The organism is Enterobacter sp. SENG-6, assembly GCF_001605945.1.
Lineage (GTDB): Bacteria > Pseudomonadota > Gammaproteobacteria > Enterobacterales > Enterobacteriaceae > Enterobacter > Enterobacter cloacae.
On sequence record NZ_LOMM01000076.1, the window covers coordinates 84,608 to 101,868 of the forward strand.

Here is a 17,261-nt window from a genome sequence, read left to right on the forward strand (position 1 = left end):
AATTAGTTACTCTTCTTCTGTGCCGGGGCCTGGCCCTTGCCTTTGTCCTGCAGCTGAGACGGCACTAACACGGTGGTGACGCGTTTGCCTTTCTCGCTGGAGGCCTGCATTTTTTGCTCTTTCACCAGATAGGTGATCTTATCGCCGGTGATATTGCTGTCGAGCTGTTCCAGATAGGCGTTACCGGTAAGGATGACCAGATCTTTCGCCAGTTCATAATGCATGTGGCTGGCATGGCCCTTCACTGGCTTGCCGTTGTCCTGCATCTGGTAGAACGTAGCCGGGTTGCCGTAGCCATCAATGATCTCTTTGCCCTGTTCGCCACCTGGACGGGTAACGACCACCTTATCGGCGTTAATCTTGATGGTGCCCTGGGTCATGACCACGTTGCCGGTAAAGGTAACGACATTACCCTGCATATCAAGAGACTGCGTATCGGACTCGATATGGATCGGCTGTTCGGTATCGCCAGTAACAGCAAGCGCGGGAAGACTGGCCGCCAGCATCGCACTGGCGATAATTACTTTAAGGCTGAGTTTGTTTGTTTTGAATTTCATAGGAGGTTCTAACCTTTTCAATCAGCTCGGCGTTTTTGCTGCGTAAGTTCCCGCGCATTCTTAAACCGCTGGAATTAAATGTTGTGCCGTACAGAGTGACCAGATCCTGCGACGTCACATCCTGAGTAACCAGGTTGATCTGGGCATTATCTGTCGTAATTTTGCGCAGTTGTGAGTCAGCGGTCAGGGCGTTGACTTCAACATGGCCATAAAGATAAAGCATACGGTCATTCGTCAGTTTTGCCCGGTCAGACTTAATCGACCACGTCGGCACTTTGTCCTTATCAAACGTCGTCATGACCGGCTGGGTAAACCACGAAATACCGTCATCTGAAAAATATTCAACGTGCTGGGCAATCAGGCGATAGTTCAGCGCACCTTCCGGGCTATAGACTACGGTATCACTGTGATCGCTTTTATAGGTTGGATCGTTATTGTTGATCACTTCCGTTTGCGTATCGTCACGATCGGCAAGGTTCACGCCAATCAGTATCAGTGCGACAAGCGAAAGCAGAATGATAACCCAACGTCTGGTTTTACTCATATCGATTGCCCTTTGGCCTCATCAAGCTTGCCCTGCGCCAGCAGAAGCAGATCGCAGACTTCACGTACGGCACCACGGCCACCGTTGATGTGGGTAACATAATCAGCCCGCGGGATCAGCAGCGGATGCGCATCCGCAACCGCGACACTCAGGCCAATCTCGGCCATTACCGGCCAGTCGATCAGGTCGTCCCCGACATAGGCCACATGTTCTGGCGCGATAGACAGTTTACCCAGTAAATCATTGAAAGCAGCCATCTTATCGGACTGTCCCTGATACAGATGGGTAATGCCCAACGTTTCACAGCGATCTTCTACCAGTTTAGCTTTTCGCCCGGTGATGATGGCAACCTCGATACCCGATGTGAGCGCACAACGAATACCGTAGCCATCGCGAACGTTGAACGCTTTCAGCTCTTCACCATTATTGCCCATGTAAATCAGGCCATCGGACAGTACGCCGTCCACATCCAGAATCAGCAGGCGAATATTTTCTGCCTTTGCCATCACGTGGGCACTGACCGGACCATAACAGGTTGCAAGGGATGCACCCGCATTACTCATTGTCTTATCCTTCATTACACTACGCCTGCGCGCAGCAGATCATGCATATGTACCACACCCAGCAATTGGTCGCCATCGGCAACCATCACTGAGGTGATATGTCGGGACTGCATCAGGTTCAGTACATCCACCGCCAGCGTGCCCGGGCGAACGCGAATCCCGCCGGGCGTCATCACATCGGCAATACCCAGCGTGCGAACATCCACGCCCATGTCGAACACGCGACGCAGGTCACCGTCGGTGAAAATCCCTTCGATCTTCATCAGATCGTCACACACCACCGTCATGCCCAGGTTTTTACGGGTGATTTCCAGCAGCGCATCACGCAGAGAGGCCTCTTTACTGACGTGAGGGATCTCATCGCCAGTATGCATAATATCGTTAACCCGCAGCAGCAGTTTCCGACCCAGCGCACCGCCAGGATGGGAAAGCGCGAAATCTTCAGGGGTAAAACCGCGGGCTTCAAGGAGCGCAACGGCAAGCGCGTCGCCCATCACCAGCGCCGCGGTGGTGCTGGATGTTGGCGCGAGACCCAGTGGGCAGGCCTCTTTCGGCACTTTGACGCACAGGTGAATATCCGCCGCACGTGCCATGCTGCTTTCCGGGCGGCTTGTCATGCAAATGAGCGGGACCTGCAGCCGCTTCAGAACCGGTATCAGTGCCAGGATCTCGTTGGACTCCCCGGAGTTTGACAGCGCAATGACGACATCCTGCGGCGTCACCATGCCCAGATCGCCGTGTGCCGCTTCTCCTGGATGTACAAAGAAGGAGGAGGTGCCGGTGCTGGCGAAAGTGGCGGCCATTTTGCGGCCAATGTGGCCGGACTTGCCCATCCCCATTACCACGACTTTACCGGCACAGTAGAACATCTTCTCACAGGCGAGACTAAAATCCTGATTAATGTACTGATCTAACTGCGCCAGACCTTCACGTTCAATCTCCAGAACGTCTTTGCCTGCTTTCTGAAAGTCAAAACCCGGCTGCAATTCTATTTGCGACATAATGCGTTTCCGTTTACCCAGAGAGAAGAGGCGAAAGCCAGTACAGCATCGCCATCCATACGATAAATCCACCCGTCAGCAGCGCGCCTGCGCCTTTGCCGATCTGTCGTTGCCGCCGCCAGCAGAGCAGGGCAAAGATAACGCTCACCAGCAACATCACCCCGTAATCACGTGAGAAGGCCAGCGGGTTAAACGGCCCGGGCGTTATCAGGGCTGGCAGGCCCAAGACGATGGCAATATTGAAGATGTTCGAGCCGATAATATTGCCGATGGCGATGTCATCTTCACCTTTACGTGCCCCGGCAATGGCCGTGGCCAGCTCCGGCAGGCTGGTGCCGATGGCGATCACGGTCAGGCCAATGGTCAGTTCGCTCATGGCGAAATAATTCGCCAGTACCGTCGCGTTATCCACGACCATCCGTGTTGCCATGGGCATAATGATCAACGCGACACCCAGCCAGAGCAGTGCAACAGGCAGCGTACCTTCACGCGGTAGCTCGGCGACCTGCTCACGCGTCAGACTGTCCTGACCCTGTTTTTCCGCCAGGCGGGCAATGTTAACACTATAGAGCAGCCAGATGACCGCCAGCGCCAGCAAGAAAATGCCGTCACTGTAGCTCAGAACGCCATCGTAAAATACGCATCCTGCCAACAGGCTTACGATCAACATTAGCGGCAATTCCCGGCGCAGAACATCAGAATGCACGCGAAATGGATGGAGCAGCGCGGCCAGGCCCAGAATAAGCAGAATATTGACGATGTTAGAGCCAATCGCGGTGCCAACAGCAAGGTCTATCTGACCATGCAGCGATGCCGTCACAGAGACGATGATTTCAGGCAGGGAGGTTCCAACACTGACCACGGTCATCCCGATGACAACAGGGGGGACGCCAGTGAGGCGGCACAGGATCGATGCAGCAAACACCAAACGGTCAGCACTGTAGACCACCAAAAGTAAACCAATTATTAACAGTGCTGTTGCTAAAAGCATCAAAAGTCCTTTCTTCAGGTATACTCGCCGGTCCACCGCGCGGGAATTGTTAGCGCTGCATACAGCCTAAGACGTAACGAATTCCTAATTTTGACTTTATGCGCCGGAAAAGTAAAACAAATGCCAGCTTTCGCTAACCTCTACGGCTAATATTCTGTAAAAATGTGGGGTTTAGGGCTGATTTAAGCTTCACGCTTCGCATGAAGCAGGGTAAGAAAGGAACCGTAAATGAGCCAAACGATGGCGAATTTAGTCGATGTCCGTGGGGTGAGCTTTTCTCGCGGCAACAGATTGATATTTGATGATATTTCGTTGACCGTGCCGCGTGGCAAAATCACAGCCATCATGGGACCGTCCGGGATCGGTAAAACGACCCTGCTGCGACTTATCGGTGGGCAGATCCCACCCGATAGCGGTGAAATCCTCTTCGACGGCGAAAACGTACCGGAGATGTCGCGGTCGCGCCTGTATACTGTGCGCAAGCGGATGAGCATGCTCTTTCAGTCGGGGGCCTTGTTCACCGACATGAACGTCTTTGATAATGTCGCCTATCCGCTGCGCGAGCATACGCAGCTTCCGCCAGAGCTGCTGAAAAGCACGGTAATGATGAAGCTGGAGGCGGTAGGGCTGCGTGGCGCCGCAAAGCTGATGCCGTCAGAGCTGTCTGGTGGTATGGCGCGTCGCGCCGCGCTGGCGAGAGCCATTGCGCTGGAACCCGATTTAATCATGTTCGACGAACCGTTTGTCGGACAGGATCCAATTACGATGGGCGTGCTGGTGAAGCTCATCTCTGAATTGAACAGCGCGCTCGGCGTCACCTGCATTGTGGTGTCTCACGATGTGCCGGAAGTGTTGAGTATTGCCGACTATGCCTACATTGTGGCAGACAAAAGGATCGTCGCGCACGGCAGCGCCCAGGCGTTGCAGGAAAACTGCGATCCGCGAGTACGGCAGTTCCTCGACGGTATTGCGGATGGGCCTGTGCCGTTCCGCTACCCTGCGGGCGACTATCGTGACGATTTATTGGGAATAGGGAGTTAAGCCACTCATGCTGTTAAATGCGTTGGCCGCTCTTGGACACCGTGGCATAAAAACCATCAGGACGTTCGGGCGCGCCGGATTGATGTTGTTCAACGCGCTGGTCGGCAAGCCGGAGTTCCGCAAGCACGCGCCTTTACTGGTACGGCAACTCTATAACGTCGGCGTGCTGTCGATGCTCATCATCATTGTGTCCGGTCTGTTTATCGGCATGGTGCTGGGGCTGCAGGGCTACCTTGTTCTGACGACCTACAGCGCGGAAACCAGCCTCGGCATGCTGGTGGCGCTTTCGCTGCTGCGTGAACTGGGGCCGGTGGTGGCGGCACTGCTGTTTGCCGGACGCGCGGGGTCGGCACTCACCGCAGAGATTGGTCTGATGCGTGCCACCGAGCAGCTTTCCAGTATGGAAATGATGGCGGTCGATCCGTTGCGGCGTGTTATCTCACCCCGTTTCTGGGCAGGGGTTATCTCCTTACCGTTGCTGACTATCCTGTTTGTGGCCGTCGGTATCTGGGGCGGTTCGTTGGTGGGCGTTCACTGGAAAGGGATTGATGCCGGTTTCTTCTGGTCTGCCATGCAGGACGCCATCGATCTGCGAATGGATCTGGTTAACTGTTTGATTAAAAGCGTGGTATTTGCCATTACGGTCACCTGGATTGCGTTATTTAATGGTTACGATGCCATCCCGACGTCGGCGGGCATTAGCCGTGCAACTACACGTACTGTCGTACATTCGTCGCTGGCCGTATTGGGTCTGGATTTTGTGCTCACCGCACTGATGTTTGGGAATTGAGTTCATGCAAACGAGAAAAAATGAAATTTGGGTCGGCGTGTTCCTGTTGCTGGCACTGCTTGCCGCACTGTTTATCTGCCTGAGAGCGGCGGATATCACCTCAGTGCGTACCGAACCGACTTATCGCATCTATGCCACTTTCGATAATATCGGAGGGCTGAAGGCGCGCTCTCCTGTGCGTATTGGCGGTGTGGTTATTGGCCGTGTGGCTGACATTACGCTTGATGAAAAAACCTATCTGCCGCGCGTGGCGATGGATATTGAAGAGCGTTACAACCATATCCCGGATACCAGCTCGCTTTCTATCCGCACCTCCGGCCTGCTGGGCGAACAATATCTGGCACTGAACGTGGGCTTTGAAGATCCTGAGCTTGGAACGACTATCCTTAAAGACGGTAGCGTCATCCAGGATACCAAGTCCGCGATGGTGCTGGAGGACATGATTGGTCAGTTCCTTTACAACAGTAAGGGAGATGATAAAAAGTCCGATGCTGCCCCTGCGCAGACTGAAGATCATACCAACGTCGCACCGACACCTGGCACGACGAATTAATATCAGGAGAAGTCATTCATGTTTAAACGACTGTTAATGGTTGCCATGCTGGTTATTGCCCCTCTCGCGGCAGCACACGCCGCGGATCAGAGCAACCCGTACAAACTGATGGACGAAGCCGCGAAGAAAACCTTCGATCGTCTTAAAAACGAACAGCCTAAAATTCGTTCTAATCCTGATTATCTGCGTGACGTGGTCGATCAGGAGCTGCTGCCGTATGTGCAGATCAAATATGCCGGTGCGCTGGTGCTGGGGCGTTATTACAAAGACGCTACCCCTGCGCAGCGTGAAGCCTACTTTGCTGCCTTCCGTGAATACCTGAAACAGGCTTACGGCCAGGCGCTGGCGATGTACCACGGCCAGACCTACCAGATTGCACCGGAACAGCCGCTGGGTGATGCCACCATTGTGCCTATTCGCGTCACGATCATCGATCCTAACGGTCGTCCACCGGTTCGCCTGGATTTCCAGTGGCGTAAAAACAGCCAGACCGGCAACTGGCAGGCGTATGACATGATCGCCGAAGGGGTGAGCATGATCACGACTAAACAGAATGAGTGGAGCGACCTGCTGCGTACCAAAGGCATTGATGGCCTGACCGCCCAGCTGCAGTCTATCTCTCGCCAGAAAATCACCCTGGATGAGAAGAAGTAATGTCGCAGCAACTGAGCTGGTCGCGTGAGGGCGAAACATTAAAGCTGTCCGGTGAACTCGATCAGGATCTGCTCAACCCGTTATGGGATAAACGCCATGACGCCATGCAGGGCGTTACGCTGATCGATTTGAGCGGTGTCACGCGGGTAGATACGGCTGGGGTGGCGCTGCTTGCCCACCTCATTGCCGTGGGGAAAAAGCAGGGGGCAACTGTGACGCTTCACGGGGCCAGCGATAATGTCGTCACCCTGGCGCAGCTCTACAATCTTCCTCAGGACGTACTGCCGCATTAATATTTTCAGTGCGTTACTTCTGAAAGCCCTGACAGTTTCATCGTCGGGGCTTTTTGCTTGTTTAAGACAACGCCACTTTGCTCTAAGATGTTGGGCTTGTTTTCACTATCAGATGATTAAGAACCCATGGAAAATCATGAAATCCAGACAGTGCTGATGAATGCACTCTCCCTTCAGGAAGCCCACGTCACAGGCGATGGCAGTCACTTCCAGGTTATTGCTGTGGGTGAGATGTTCGACGGTATGAGCCGTGTGAAGAAACAGCAGGCTGTGTACGCGCCGCTGATGGAATATATTGCGGATAACCGCATCCACGCCCTGTCGATTAAAGCGTTCACCCCGCAAGAGTGGGCACGCGATCGCAAACTAAACGGTTTTTGAGCTGTGGGCGATGCGCCCGCAGCACGGTTGAATTTATAAGAGAGCACACCATGGATAAATTTCGTGTACAGGGGCCGACGCGCCTCCAGGGCGAAGTCACAATTTCTGGCGCGAAAAACGCCGCGCTGCCGATCCTCTTTGCTGCGCTGCTCGCGGAAGAGCCGGTAGAAATTCAGAACGTACCGAAGCTGAAAGATATCGACACCACCATGAAGCTGCTCACCCAGTTGGGGACGAAAGTCGAGCGTAATGGCTCCGTCTGGATCGATGCCAGCAACGTGAACAACTTCTCAGCACCGTACGACCTGGTGAAAACCATGCGTGCATCCATCTGGGCGCTTGGCCCGCTGGTAGCGCGTTTTGGTCAGGGACAGGTGTCACTGCCTGGTGGTTGCGCCATTGGCGCGCGTCCTGTTGACCTGCATATCTTCGGTCTGGAGAAGCTGGGCGCGGAGATCAAACTGGAAGAAGGTTACGTTAAAGCGTCCGTAAATGGCCGCCTGAAAGGCGCGCACATTGTCATGGACAAAGTGAGCGTTGGCGCAACCGTCACCATTATGTCCGCGGCAACGCTGGCAGAAGGTACCACCATTATCGAAAACGCCGCGCGCGAGCCGGAAATTGTGGATACTGCCAACTTCCTCGTGGCGCTGGGTGCAAAAATCTCTGGCCAGGGTACCGATCGCATCACCATTGAAGGCGTTGAGCGTCTGGGTGGCGGTGTGTATCGCGTTCTGCCAGACCGTATTGAAACCGGGACTTTCCTGGTGGCTGCGGCCATTTCTGGCGGCAAGATTGTTTGCCGTAATGCGCAGCCTGACACCCTGGATGCGGTGCTGGCGAAGCTGCGTGAAGCGGGTGCGGATATCGAAACCGGTGAAGACTGGATCAGCCTTGATATGCACGGTAAACGTCCAAAAGCGGTAACCGTTCGCACGGCTCCGCATCCGGCATTCCCGACCGATATGCAGGCTCAGTTCACGCTGCTGAACCTGGTGGCAGAAGGTACCGGTGTGATCACCGAGACTATCTTCGAGAACCGCTTCATGCACGTACCGGAGCTGATCCGTATGGGCGCACATGCAGAGATCGAAAGTAACACGGTGATTTGCCACGGTGTTGAGAAGCTCTCCGGTGCGCAGGTTATGGCAACCGATCTGCGTGCGTCTGCGAGCCTGGTATTAGCGGGTTGTATCGCGGAAGGAACGACGGTTGTGGATCGTATCTACCACATCGATCGTGGTTACGAGCGTATTGAAGACAAACTGCGCGCGCTGGGTGCCAATATCGAGCGTGTGAAGGGCGAGTAATCGTTCCGGCAGCCCCCTGCCAGAGATGGCCGGGGGGTTGCTGTTCCTGTCAAAAAAAGCGCGTCAGGCCGGTTGCTCTTTCCTGGTTTTTTTCTGGCGAATCATGCGTGTTCTGTCAATAAACTCATGGGTAATGGGATCGTGGTAACGCGAGGGCCAAATGACCCACGGGTGCGTCTCCAGCGCCGATGCAATAATCAATTCACCCTTTGGCCAGGGGCGAGTCAGGGCATTTGCCAGCGTTGATGAGCTCAATCCATTGCGACGTGATTCAGCGGCGAGCGATGTTCCTTTTTTGCGCAGCGCAGCAATAATATCTGCTGAGTGCCAGTCGATAAATTTCATATCCATAAAGCTGTCCTTGTGTTCGTAATCACCCACGTCATTTCTACCGAAACGACGGGGTTACTATACTCATTTTGAACACGGGCTCTAAAAAGTTCGCGTTACTTGAAGGAATATTCAGAATAAGACATGGCTTTATTCATGCGGTCTGTAAGCCGATGATTTTACGCGAATATGGAATTTATAAGAACTTATTGAAATCTCCCCGCGAAGGCCGCGGGGAGAAGCGAGAGGTTAACGATCGCGCTGTACGGCGATGTGGGCAAGGCCGATTAGCGCATCGCGCCATGGGCTGTCTGGAATGACCTGCAGTGCCGCGATGGCTTTATCCGCCTCTTCTTCAGCGCGCTGACGCGTCCACTCCAGCGAGCCACAGATGGCCATTGTTTCCAGTACCGGTTCCAGTAGATGGCGACCATTTCCCTGCTCAATCGCTTCACGGATCATTTTCGCCTGGTCAGCGGATCCGTTGTGCATGGCATGGAGCAGCGGCAGGGTCGGTTTACCTTCGTTGAGGTCATCGCCGACGTTTTTGCCGAGCGTTTCGCCATCAGCACTGTAGTCCAGCAAATCGTCAATGAGCTGGAATGCGGTCCCCAGATAACGGCCATAGTCCTGCAGCCCTTTTTCCTGCGCAGCGGTACAGCCAGCCAGAATGCCGGAACATTGCGCCGCGGCTTCAAACAGGCGCGCGGTTTTGCTGTAGATTACGCGCATGTAATTTTCTTCGGTGATGTCAGGATCGTTGACGTTCATCAGCTGCAGCACTTCGCCTTCCGCGATCACGTTAACGGCTTCAGACATCACTTCCAGCACTTTCAGAGAGCCGAGGCTGGTCATCATCTGGAAGGCACGGGTATAGATAAAATCACCGACCAGAACGCTGGCTGCGTTGCCGAAGGCGGCGTTTGCCGTGGCTTTGCCACGACGCATGTCTGATTCATCCACAACATCATCATGCAGAAGCGTCGCAGTGTGAATAAATTCGATCAGTGCTGCGATAGTGACATGAGCCTTTCCCTGATAACCCACGGCTCTGGCGGCCAGTATGGCAATCATCGGGCGAATACGTTTACCGCCGCCGCTGACGATGTAATAGCCCAACTGATTGATTAGCTGAACATCAGAGTTGAGTTGTTCCAGGATTGCTGCATTCACACCCGCCATATCTTGCGCGGTTAACTCGTTGATTTTTTCTAAATTCATCGCAAAAGCCGGGCTTTTTATCCTGTTTATCCCATCTTTAATGGGGTAACGAAGGGTTTCGGTTTATCAATAGTATTGCTGATTGTACTGAAAAAACGGCTCAGATAAACGCTACCGTACGTGTTGTGTTTTTTTTCTTCATGTATTGATGGTAGCACTTGTCAAAGGCTCGCGTTTTGCGTAATATTCGCGCCCTATTGTGAATATTTATAGCGCACTCTGATTCATACGAGGATGTGCGCGGAAGCGGAGTTTATATGTACGCGGTTTTCCAAAGTGGTGGTAAACAACACCGAGTAAGCGAAGGTCAGACCGTTCGCCTGGAAAAGCTGGACATCGCAACTGGCGAATCTGTTGAGTTCGCAGAAGTTCTGATGATCGCAAACGGTGAAGAAGTCAAAATCGGCGTTCCTTTCGTTGATGGCGGCGTTATCAAAGCTGAAGTTGTTGCTCACGGTCGTGGCGAGAAAGTTAAAATCGTTAAGTTTCGTCGTCGTAAACACTACCGTAAGCAGCAGGGCCACCGTCAGTGGTTCACTGATGTGAAAATTACTGGCATCAGCGCCTAAGACCTGAGGAGAGATTTAAATGGCACATAAAAAGGCTGGCGGCTCCACACGTAACGGTCGCGATTCAGAAGCTAAACGCCTGGGCGTTAAGCGTTTCGGTGGCGAATCCGTTCTGGCGGGTAGCATCATCGTTCGTCAACGTGGTACCAAATTCCACGCTGGCAACAACGTAGGTTGCGGTCGTGACCACACTCTGTTTGCTAAAGCAGACGGTAAAGTGAAATTTGAAGTTAAAGGCCCGAACAACCGTAAATACATCAGCATCGTTGCTGAGTAAGGTTTTCTCGGTCCGGTAACGGATTAAAGCCCCGCAACCTGTTGCGGGGCTTTTTACATTGGAAACCCGGTAATTTTTTCTGTAGGGAAAACGGGCATGAAGCAGCAGGCCGGCATTGGAATTCTTTTGGCGCTCACAACCGCAATGTGCTGGGGTGCGCTGCCAATTGCAATGAAGCAGGTACTGGAAGTGATGGAACCGCCTACGGTGGTGTTTTATCGCTTTCTGATGGCAAGTATCGGCCTGGGGGCCATCCTTGCTGTTAAAGGCAAGCTTCCGCCCCTGCGTCTCTTCCGTAAACCGCGCTGGCTGGTATTACTGGCTATCGCGACGGGGGGACTGTTTGGTAACTTCATTCTGTTCAGTTCTTCCCTGCAATATCTTAGCCCGACGGCGTCGCAAGTGATTGGTCAACTTTCACCGGTCGGCATGATGGTTGCCAGCGTCGTTATCCTCAAGGAGAAGATGCGCGGTACGCAGATCGTCGGGGCGAGCATGCTGCTATGTGGCCTGGTAATGTTCTTCAATACCAGCCTGATAGAGATTTTTACCCGCCTGACCGATTACACCTGGGGTGTAATCTTCGGTGTGGGGGCAGCAACGGTTTGGGTGAGCTATGGCGTCGCGCAAAAGGTGTTATTGCGTCGTCTTGCCTCACAGCAGATCCTCTTTTTGCTGTACACTTTGTGTACAATGGCATTATTGCCGTTAGCGAAGCCGGGGGTGATCACCCAGCTTAGTGACTGGCAGCTGGCGTGCCTCATATTTTGTGGGCTGAATACGCTGGTCGGTTATGGCGCGCTGGCCGAAGCAATGGCGCGCTGGCAGGCAGCACAGGTGAGCGCATTGATTACGCTCACTCCGCTGTTTACGCTGTTATTTTCAGATTTGTTATCAATGGCCTGGCCCGATGTCTTCGTCAGACCGATGCTCAACCTGTTGGGCTATCTCGGTGCGTTTGTCGTGGTTGCGGGCGCGATGTATTCCGCCATTGGTCATCGTCTCTGGGGGCGTTGGCGCAAAAATGAAGCGGTCCCCGCTCAGGCGAATGATTTACGGAGAGTAAAATGAAGTTTGTTGATGAAGCGACGATCCTGGTCGTGGCAGGTGATGGCGGCAACGGTTGCGTAAGCTTCCGCCGTGAAAAATATATTCCTCGTGGTGGCCCTGACGGCGGCGACGGCGGCGACGGCGGTGACGTATGGCTGGAGGCGGATGAGAACCTCAACACGCTGATCGACTACCGTTTCGAAAAATCTTTCCGCGCTGAGCGTGGCCAGAACGGCCAGAGCCGTGACTGTACCGGTAAACGTGGCAAAGACGTCACCATTAAGGTACCGGTGGGTACGCGTGTGATCGATCAGGGTACCGGTGAGACCATGGGCGACATGACCAAACATGGTCAGCGCCTGATGGTTGCAAAAGGGGGGTGGCACGGTCTGGGCAACAGCCGTTTCAAATCTTCCGTCAACCGTACGCCGCGTCAGAAAACAATGGGTACGCCGGGCGATAAGCGCGACCTGCAACTGGAGCTGATGCTGCTGGCCGATGTGGGGATGCTGGGGATGCCAAACGCTGGTAAATCCACCTTTATTCGCGCCGTCTCTGCCGCTAAGCCAAAAGTAGCGGACTATCCGTTTACCACGCTGGTGCCAAGCCTGGGCGTTGTCCGTATGGATAACGAGAAGAGCTTTGTGGTTGCCGATATCCCGGGTCTGATTGAAGGCGCAGCGGAAGGTGCCGGTCTGGGTATCCGCTTCCTGAAACACCTTGAGCGCTGCCGTGTACTGCTGCACCTCATCGATATCGATCCGATCGACGGGTCCGATCCGGTAGAAAATGCCCGTATCATCGTCGGCGAGCTGGAGAAATACAGCGAGAAACTGGCAAACAAACCGCGCTGGCTGGTCTTTAACAAGATTGACCTGATGGATAAAGCCGAAGCGGAAGCAAAAGCGAAAGCCATTGCTGAAGCGATGGGGTGGGAAGATAAATACTACCTGATCTCCGCGGCAAGCCAGGTTGGCGTGAAAGATCTCTGCTGGGATGTGATGACCTTTATCATCGAGAACCCGGTTGTTCAGGCGGAAGAAGCGAAGCAGCCTGAAAAAGTCGAATTCATGTGGGATGACTACCACCGTCAACAGCTTGAAGAGCTGGAAGCGGAAGAGGAAGACGACTGGGACGACGACTGGGATGAAGACGACGAAGAAGGCGTCGAGTTCATCTACAAGCACTAATGACCCGATAAGGCCCCTGTTGATACAGGGGCTTTTTTTTATTCTAACGTTGAAGGCAGCCAGCAACTGGCAATGAGACCGCCTTCTGCGGCATTCTCCAGCGTCAGCTTTCCGTGGTGAAGCTGCACAATGCGTTGCACAATGCTCAGACCCAGGCCACTGCCACCGTAGCGCTGATCGAGACGACGGAACGGCTCGGTAATCGACTGCCGGTGTGCTTCATCAATACCGGGACCCTGATCGATTACGCTGACCCGCGTACCGTCGTCCTGTGCGGTCAATGTCACTGTGATAGTGGTCCCTGCGGGGCTATAGCGCCCGGCATTCTCCAGCAGGTTACGCAGCATGAGTCGCAGAAGCACCGCGTCCCCCTGCACCGTTAGCGGACTTTTGGCCGGCCATATCACTGTATGTTCTTTGGCTTCATGCTCAAGGCCAAGCGGGGTGATGATATTGTCTGTCCAGTTTACCGTCTCGTAGTGGCCGCTCGCCATTGCCTGCCCGGCCCGCGCCAGCATCAGCAGCTGTTCAATGGTATGCATGAGTTGATCGATACGGCTGATTAATGCTGAAGCCTGTGGCGAACCTGACTGTGCCATCAGTTCCAGATGCAACCTGATCCCGGCGAGTGGGGTTCGCAGTTCATGCGCGGCATCGGCGGTAAAGAGCCTTTCCTGTTGTATGGTGTGATCAAGCCTGGCGAGCAATTGGTTAAGAGAGGTTGTGACGGCGCCAATCTCTTCCATATCTGAATACATGGGCAGCGGAGTGAGGTTGTCCGCCGAACGATTCGCCAGACTGGCCCGCAGCTGATTCAGCGGACGAGTTATCCAGGTGACTGCCCAGAAGGAGAAGAGCAGGGTAAAACCGACCATCACCAGGGAAGGGACCAGCAGCGAGGCAATCGCTTCGCGGATCTCTTTTTCGACATGGTTGTTACGTGCCTTTGCAGACAGCGTTTCATTGACCAGAAAGCCAATCTGTTCGCGGCTTTCATGCCACAGCCAGATCACGCTTATCAACTGGAAAAATAACAGGATCACCGCCAGCAAAACCATTAATCGCCGACGCATGCTGTTCATTTCTGTCTCTCCAGACGATAACCAACGCCACGAACGGTTTTTATCCGGTCTTTGCCAAGTTTGCGTCGCAAATTGTGAATGTGGACTTCAAGGGTATTTGATCCCGGATCGTCCTGCCAGGAGTAGATATCCTGCTGGAGGGTTTCACGGTGTACCGTCTGCCCGCTACGCATGATCAGACGCGTAAGCAGGGCGAACTCTTTCGGTGTGACCTCAACAGGCAGAGACTGGCACAGCACCTGCTGAGTTTGCAGATTCAGCGTAATATCACCGTCGGTCAGTAAGTTATCACTGTGCCCCTGATAGCGGCGAATTAACGCCCGCACGCGCGCCTGTAGCTCTGCAAGGGCAAACGGCTTCACCAGATAATCATCCGCGCCGGAATCCAGGCCGTTGATACGATCTTCGATGGCATCGCGCGCCGTCAGGATCAACACCGGGTTGTCGGCACCGCGACGCCGCCACTGGCTTAACAACGTGGCCCCGTCTTTATCCGGGAGGCCCAGATCGAGGATCACCAGACTGTATTCACCGCTCTGGATCAGGGCATCCGCCTCTGCCGCCGTGGCGGCGCAGTCGAGGGCATAGCCTTCATTGGACAGCGCCAGCGCCAGCCCTTCCTGTAATAACAGATCGTCTTCAACTATAAGTAGTTTCATCGCTAGTTATTCTGGTAGATGTCCTTATAAAGCCTGCTTTCGAAGCGCACCAGCGGGATACGGCGATTGCGCTGGTCGGCCGGTTCGACGGCATAGCCGGAAAGATACTGCACGAATGCCAGACGCTGCCCGCTGGCGGTGGTGATGAAGCCTGCAAGGTTGTAAACACCCTGCAGTGAACCTGTTTTGGCTGATACCTTACCGTCCACACCGGCAGCGTGAAGACCGGCCCGGTACTGAAGTGAACCGTCATGCCCGGCAAGTGGCAGCATCGAAATAAAGTTTAGCTCAGTGTCATGTTGTGCAATGTACTGAAGCACTTGCATCATGGTCGCCGGGGAGATCAAATTGTGTCGCGATAACCCAGAGCCATCGACAGCGATAGTATTGCCCAAATCGATCCCCGCCTGCTGACGAAGGATCTGACGCACAGCGTCGGAACCCGCACGCCAGGTTCCCGGAACGCCAAAACGCGCGTGACCAATCATGCGGAACACGGTGTCGGCGATCATATTGTCAGACTTCTTCAGCATGATCCTTAGCAAATCGTGCAACGGTGCAGACTGTTTGCTGGCGATAACCGTGCCGGGTTGATTAACCTGCGTCTGGCGGAGCAGGGTACCGGTATAGGTGATCCCAGCCTGTTTCAGTTCGTCCTTGAGAATTGCGCCCGCGTAGCTTGCACCATCCTGGATGGCGAAGGCCAGCGGGAGGGGATCGGCGCGTTGCGTCAGGCAACCGGTAAGCGTGAAGCGGTTAAGGTCGCCGGGCACCACATCGAGTTCGCAATATTGCGCATCCGGGGAGCCTTTTGCCAGCGTTCGGACCTGGCTAAACATGGTGACCGGGTAGTAAGACGCCACGCGAATAAACGCTAAATCGTCCGGTTTTGGCGCGCTGTAAAGCGAAATCGAGAAGCAGTTACGATCAACAATCGCTGCCGATGGTGGTGCGCTAAAGCACTGCGTCATGTCGTTCCACGGCCAGCCCGGCGCTTTATCGTGGCTGGCAAAGATGGAGGTGTCGATCAACACGTTACCATCGATCTTCTGCACGCCAGATTTTTTCAGCACCGCCACCATGTTGCGGATATCCTGACGTTTGAAGGTGGGGTCACCGCCAAAACGGGCAATAAGATCGCCTTTCAGCTCACCGTCTTTAACCTCTCCTTTAGTCTCAAGAGTCGTGGTAAAACGGAAGTCAGGACCAAGCTGAAGCAGGGCAGCGAGCGCAGTGATCACCTTCTGAGTACTGGCAGGCAGCGCCATTTGTTGACTGTGGTAGTCAATCTCAGGTGCCTGCGCGCCGACCTTCTGCACCATCAGAGCAAGGTTGGCCCCGGCAGGGAGCTGATTAATGTATTCATCAACATTCGCGGCCTGAACGCTGAACGTTATACTGGTAGTCAATCCGATGATAAATCTGGAAAATCGCATAATCTCGCGCTAACAACCCGAAAACAAACCGTCATACTACGGTGCATGGCACTGCAAAGTAAACGATGACCCATAGTGAACTTCGCGGTAAAATACGTATCAAATTGAAAATTGCTGCTGACCTGGGGCGTTGCTCCCGGGTCGGTTTTCTTTTTGCTTCTGGCCCGCTCATGAGGGCCGGGGCAGGGAACACTGCTCCCAACAGGAATGTTTAAGAGGTATAACAAATGCAAGCTATTCCGATGACCTTACGTGGTGCCGAAAAACTGCGCGAAGAGCTGGATTTCCTGAAATCTGTTCGTCGCCCTGAAATCATCGCCGCTATCGCGGAAGCGCGTGAGCATGGCGACCTGAAAGAGAACGCTGAATACCACGCGGCGCGTGAGCAGCAGGGTTTCTGTGAAGGGCGTATTAAAGATATCGAAGCTAAGCTGTCCAATGCGCAGGTTATCGATATCACCAAAATGCCAAACAATGGGCGTGTGATCTTTGGTTCAACCGTTAGCGTGCTGAACCTGGACACTGACGAAGAGCAGACTTACCGCATCGTGGGTGACGATGAAGCAGACTTCAAACAGAACCTGATTTCAGTGAACTCACCGATTGCTCGCGGCCTGATTGGCAAAGAGCAGGACGATGTCGTGACCATCCGTACCCCGGGTGGCGAAGTGGAATACGAAATTATTAAGGTTGAGTACCTGTAATTCGCCTCTCCACGAAGATGTTGATACATTGTAAAGAAAGGAAAAAGGCCGCATAGCGGCCTTTT

22 protein-coding genes are annotated in these 17,261 nt (G+C 53.9%); 12 read left to right on the forward strand and 10 right to left on the reverse strand.

Annotated elements, in window-relative coordinates:
• Window positions 1-2: 2 nt before the first annotated feature.
• The 5 genes from lptA to AX755_RS22025 are packed head-to-tail and all read right to left on the reverse strand — an operon-like array spanning window position 3 to window position 3,656.
• Window positions 3-557, reverse strand: coding sequence for a lipopolysaccharide ABC transporter substrate-binding protein LptA (gene lptA / locus AX755_RS22005; protein ID WP_013098940.1), 555 nt, complete (start codon window positions 555-557; stop codon window positions 3-5).
• Window positions 526-1,101 (reverse strand): LPS export ABC transporter periplasmic protein LptC, encoded by a 576-nt coding sequence (lptC, locus tag AX755_RS22010; protein ID WP_013098939.1) that lies wholly within the window; start codon window positions 1,099-1,101, stop codon window positions 526-528. Before lptC ends, lptA begins: the two co-directional genes overlap by 32 nt.
• Entirely contained in the window at window positions 1,098-1,664 is a 567-nt protein-coding gene (kdsC, locus tag AX755_RS22015) for a 3-deoxy-manno-octulosonate-8-phosphatase KdsC (RefSeq protein WP_029883391.1), read from the reverse strand. Before kdsC ends, lptC begins: the two co-directional genes overlap by 4 nt.
• A 14-nt stretch (window positions 1,665-1,678) precedes the next feature.
• Entirely contained in the window at window positions 1,679-2,665 is a 987-nt protein-coding gene (gene kdsD / locus AX755_RS22020) for an arabinose-5-phosphate isomerase KdsD (protein ID WP_014833452.1), read from the reverse strand.
• A 13-nt stretch (window positions 2,666-2,678) separates the two neighbouring features.
• On the reverse strand, window positions 2,679-3,656 hold the full coding sequence (locus AX755_RS22025; RefSeq protein ID WP_058679447.1) for a calcium/sodium antiporter: 978 nt from the start codon (window positions 3,654-3,656) through the stop codon (window positions 2,679-2,681).
• Window positions 3,657-3,884: 228 nt separating this feature from the next.
• Here AX755_RS22025 and mlaF point away from each other — a divergent pair, with 228 nt between their 5' ends.
• The 7 genes from mlaF (at window position 3,885) to murA (ending at window position 8,678) form a co-directional block, all read left to right on the forward strand.
• Window positions 3,885-4,697 carry a phospholipid ABC transporter ATP-binding protein MlaF gene (gene mlaF / locus AX755_RS22030; RefSeq protein WP_020687352.1) on the forward strand — a complete coding sequence of 271 codons (813 nt, stop codon included), beginning with the start codon at window positions 3,885-3,887 and terminating at the stop codon, window positions 4,695-4,697.
• Window positions 4,698-4,704: 7 nt separating this feature from the next.
• Window positions 4,705-5,487: a lipid asymmetry maintenance ABC transporter permease subunit MlaE gene (gene mlaE / locus AX755_RS22035; RefSeq protein ID WP_010436044.1), complete on the forward strand. Its 783-nt coding sequence runs from the start codon at window positions 4,705-4,707 to the stop codon at window positions 5,485-5,487.
• Between the two features lie 4 nt (window positions 5,488-5,491).
• The gene (mlaD, locus tag AX755_RS22040) at window positions 5,492-6,040 is read left to right on the forward strand and encodes an outer membrane lipid asymmetry maintenance protein MlaD (RefSeq protein ID WP_013098934.1); all 549 of its coding nucleotides are present in this window, start codon (window positions 5,492-5,494) and stop codon (window positions 6,038-6,040) included.
• A gap of 18 nt (window positions 6,041-6,058) precedes the next feature.
• Window positions 6,059-6,694 carry a phospholipid-binding protein MlaC gene (gene mlaC, locus AX755_RS22045; protein WP_062857458.1) on the forward strand — a complete coding sequence of 212 codons (636 nt, stop codon included), beginning with the start codon at window positions 6,059-6,061 and terminating at the stop codon, window positions 6,692-6,694.
• Complete coding sequence (gene mlaB / locus AX755_RS22050) at window positions 6,694-6,987, forward strand: lipid asymmetry maintenance protein MlaB (RefSeq protein ID WP_013098932.1); 294 nt, start codon at window positions 6,694-6,696, stop codon at window positions 6,985-6,987. Before mlaC ends, mlaB begins: the two co-directional genes overlap by 1 nt.
• A gap of 126 nt (window positions 6,988-7,113) precedes the next feature.
• Window positions 7,114-7,368, forward strand: coding sequence for a BolA family iron metabolism protein IbaG (gene ibaG / locus AX755_RS22055; RefSeq protein WP_008501458.1), 255 nt, complete (start codon window positions 7,114-7,116; stop codon window positions 7,366-7,368).
• A 50-nt stretch (window positions 7,369-7,418) separates the two neighbouring features.
• A complete protein-coding gene (gene murA, locus AX755_RS22060; RefSeq protein ID WP_013098931.1) occupies window positions 7,419-8,678 on the forward strand; it encodes a UDP-N-acetylglucosamine 1-carboxyvinyltransferase in 1,260 nt (419 codons plus the stop codon).
• Window positions 8,679-8,741: 63 nt separating this feature from the next.
• On the opposite strand, the gene sfsB is transcribed toward murA, so the two are convergent.
• Together sfsB and ispB are read right to left on the reverse strand one after the other, a co-directional pair.
• A complete protein-coding gene (gene sfsB / locus AX755_RS22065; RefSeq protein ID WP_013098930.1) occupies window positions 8,742-9,029 on the reverse strand; it encodes a DNA-binding transcriptional regulator SfsB in 288 nt (95 codons plus the stop codon).
• Window positions 9,030-9,257: 228 nt separating this feature from the next.
• Window positions 9,258-10,229 (reverse strand): octaprenyl diphosphate synthase, encoded by a 972-nt coding sequence (gene ispB / locus AX755_RS22070; RefSeq protein ID WP_013098929.1) that lies wholly within the window; start codon window positions 10,227-10,229, stop codon window positions 9,258-9,260.
• 257 nt (window positions 10,230-10,486) lie between these two features.
• On the opposite strand from ispB, the gene rplU reads away from it, so the two are divergent.
• From rplU to cgtA, 4 genes are all read left to right on the forward strand, one after another.
• A complete protein-coding gene (gene rplU / locus AX755_RS22075) occupies window positions 10,487-10,798 on the forward strand; it encodes a 50S ribosomal protein L21 (RefSeq protein WP_003025032.1) in 312 nt (103 codons plus the stop codon).
• Between the two features lie 19 nt (window positions 10,799-10,817).
• The gene (gene rpmA / locus AX755_RS22080) at window positions 10,818-11,075 is read left to right on the forward strand and encodes a 50S ribosomal protein L27 (protein WP_004385076.1); all 258 of its coding nucleotides are present in this window, start codon (window positions 10,818-10,820) and stop codon (window positions 11,073-11,075) included.
• Between the two features lie 96 nt (window positions 11,076-11,171).
• Window positions 11,172-12,146 (forward strand): DMT family transporter, encoded by a 975-nt coding sequence (locus tag AX755_RS22085; protein WP_040021935.1) that lies wholly within the window; start codon window positions 11,172-11,174, stop codon window positions 12,144-12,146.
• On the forward strand, window positions 12,143-13,315 hold the full coding sequence (gene cgtA, locus AX755_RS22090) for an Obg family GTPase CgtA (protein ID WP_013098927.1): 1,173 nt from the start codon (window positions 12,143-12,145) through the stop codon (window positions 13,313-13,315). The genes AX755_RS22085 and cgtA overlap by 4 nt, the downstream gene beginning before the upstream one ends.
• 38 nt (window positions 13,316-13,353) lie before the next feature.
• Here cgtA and pmrB read toward each other — a convergent pair whose 3' ends face one another.
• The 3 genes from pmrB to dacB are packed head-to-tail and all read right to left on the reverse strand — an operon-like array spanning window position 13,354 to window position 16,492.
• Window positions 13,354-14,397, reverse strand: a complete 1,044-nt coding sequence (gene pmrB, locus AX755_RS22095; protein ID WP_023622309.1) for a two-component system sensor histidine kinase PmrB — start codon at window positions 14,395-14,397, stop codon at window positions 13,354-13,356.
• Window positions 14,394-15,056: a two-component system response regulator PmrA gene (gene pmrA / locus AX755_RS22100; protein WP_058651422.1), complete on the reverse strand. Its 663-nt coding sequence runs from the start codon at window positions 15,054-15,056 to the stop codon at window positions 14,394-14,396. Before pmrA ends, pmrB begins: the two co-directional genes overlap by 4 nt.
• 2 nt (window positions 15,057-15,058) lie before the next feature.
• Window positions 15,059-16,492 carry a serine-type D-Ala-D-Ala carboxypeptidase gene (dacB, locus tag AX755_RS22105; protein WP_047351805.1) on the reverse strand — a complete coding sequence of 478 codons (1,434 nt, stop codon included), beginning with the start codon at window positions 16,490-16,492 and terminating at the stop codon, window positions 15,059-15,061.
• A gap of 227 nt (window positions 16,493-16,719) precedes the next feature.
• Between dacB and greA the strand changes: the two genes are divergently transcribed.
• Window positions 16,720-17,196, forward strand: coding sequence for a transcription elongation factor GreA (gene greA / locus AX755_RS22110; protein ID WP_013098923.1), 477 nt, complete (start codon window positions 16,720-16,722; stop codon window positions 17,194-17,196).
• Window positions 17,197-17,261: the final 65 nt, after the last annotated feature.

Coding starts and splice junctions, on each gene's coding strand:
- lptA (WP_013098940.1), bottom strand. CDS start 557: ATGAAATTCAAAACAAACAAACTCAGCCTTAAAGTAATTATCGCCAGT.
- lptC (WP_013098939.1), bottom strand. CDS start 1,101: ATGAGTAAAACCAGACGTTGGGTTATCATTCTGCTTTCGCTTGTCGCA.
- kdsC (WP_029883391.1), bottom strand. CDS start 1,664: ATGAGTAATGCGGGTGCATCCCTTGCAACCTGTTATGGTCCGGTCAGT.
- kdsD (WP_014833452.1), bottom strand. CDS start 2,665: ATGTCGCAAATAGAATTGCAGCCGGGTTTTGACTTTCAGAAAGCAGGC.
- AX755_RS22025 (WP_058679447.1), bottom strand. CDS start 3,656: ATGCTTTTAGCAACAGCACTGTTAATAATTGGTTTACTTTTGGTGGTC.
- mlaF (WP_020687352.1), top strand. CDS start 3,885: ATGAGCCAAACGATGGCGAATTTAGTCGATGTCCGTGGGGTGAGCTTT.
- mlaE (WP_010436044.1), top strand. CDS start 4,705: ATGCTGTTAAATGCGTTGGCCGCTCTTGGACACCGTGGCATAAAAACC.
- mlaD (WP_013098934.1), top strand. CDS start 5,492: ATGCAAACGAGAAAAAATGAAATTTGGGTCGGCGTGTTCCTGTTGCTG.
- mlaC (WP_062857458.1), top strand. CDS start 6,059: ATGTTTAAACGACTGTTAATGGTTGCCATGCTGGTTATTGCCCCTCTC.
- mlaB (WP_013098932.1), top strand. CDS start 6,694: ATGTCGCAGCAACTGAGCTGGTCGCGTGAGGGCGAAACATTAAAGCTG.
- ibaG (WP_008501458.1), top strand. CDS start 7,114: ATGGAAAATCATGAAATCCAGACAGTGCTGATGAATGCACTCTCCCTT.
- murA (WP_013098931.1), top strand. CDS start 7,419: ATGGATAAATTTCGTGTACAGGGGCCGACGCGCCTCCAGGGCGAAGTC.
- sfsB (WP_013098930.1), bottom strand. CDS start 9,029: ATGGATATGAAATTTATCGACTGGCACTCAGCAGATATTATTGCTGCG.
- ispB (WP_013098929.1), bottom strand. CDS start 10,229: ATGAATTTAGAAAAAATCAACGAGTTAACCGCGCAAGATATGGCGGGT.
- rplU (WP_003025032.1), top strand. CDS start 10,487: ATGTACGCGGTTTTCCAAAGTGGTGGTAAACAACACCGAGTAAGCGAA.
- rpmA (WP_004385076.1), top strand. CDS start 10,818: ATGGCACATAAAAAGGCTGGCGGCTCCACACGTAACGGTCGCGATTCA.
- AX755_RS22085 (WP_040021935.1), top strand. CDS start 11,172: ATGAAGCAGCAGGCCGGCATTGGAATTCTTTTGGCGCTCACAACCGCA.
- cgtA (WP_013098927.1), top strand. CDS start 12,143: ATGAAGTTTGTTGATGAAGCGACGATCCTGGTCGTGGCAGGTGATGGC.
- pmrB (WP_023622309.1), bottom strand. CDS start 14,397: ATGAACAGCATGCGTCGGCGATTAATGGTTTTGCTGGCGGTGATCCTG.
- pmrA (WP_058651422.1), bottom strand. CDS start 15,056: ATGAAACTACTTATAGTTGAAGACGATCTGTTATTACAGGAAGGGCTG.
- dacB (WP_047351805.1), bottom strand. CDS start 16,492: ATGCGATTTTCCAGATTTATCATCGGATTGACTACCAGTATAACGTTC.
- greA (WP_013098923.1), top strand. CDS start 16,720: ATGCAAGCTATTCCGATGACCTTACGTGGTGCCGAAAAACTGCGCGAA.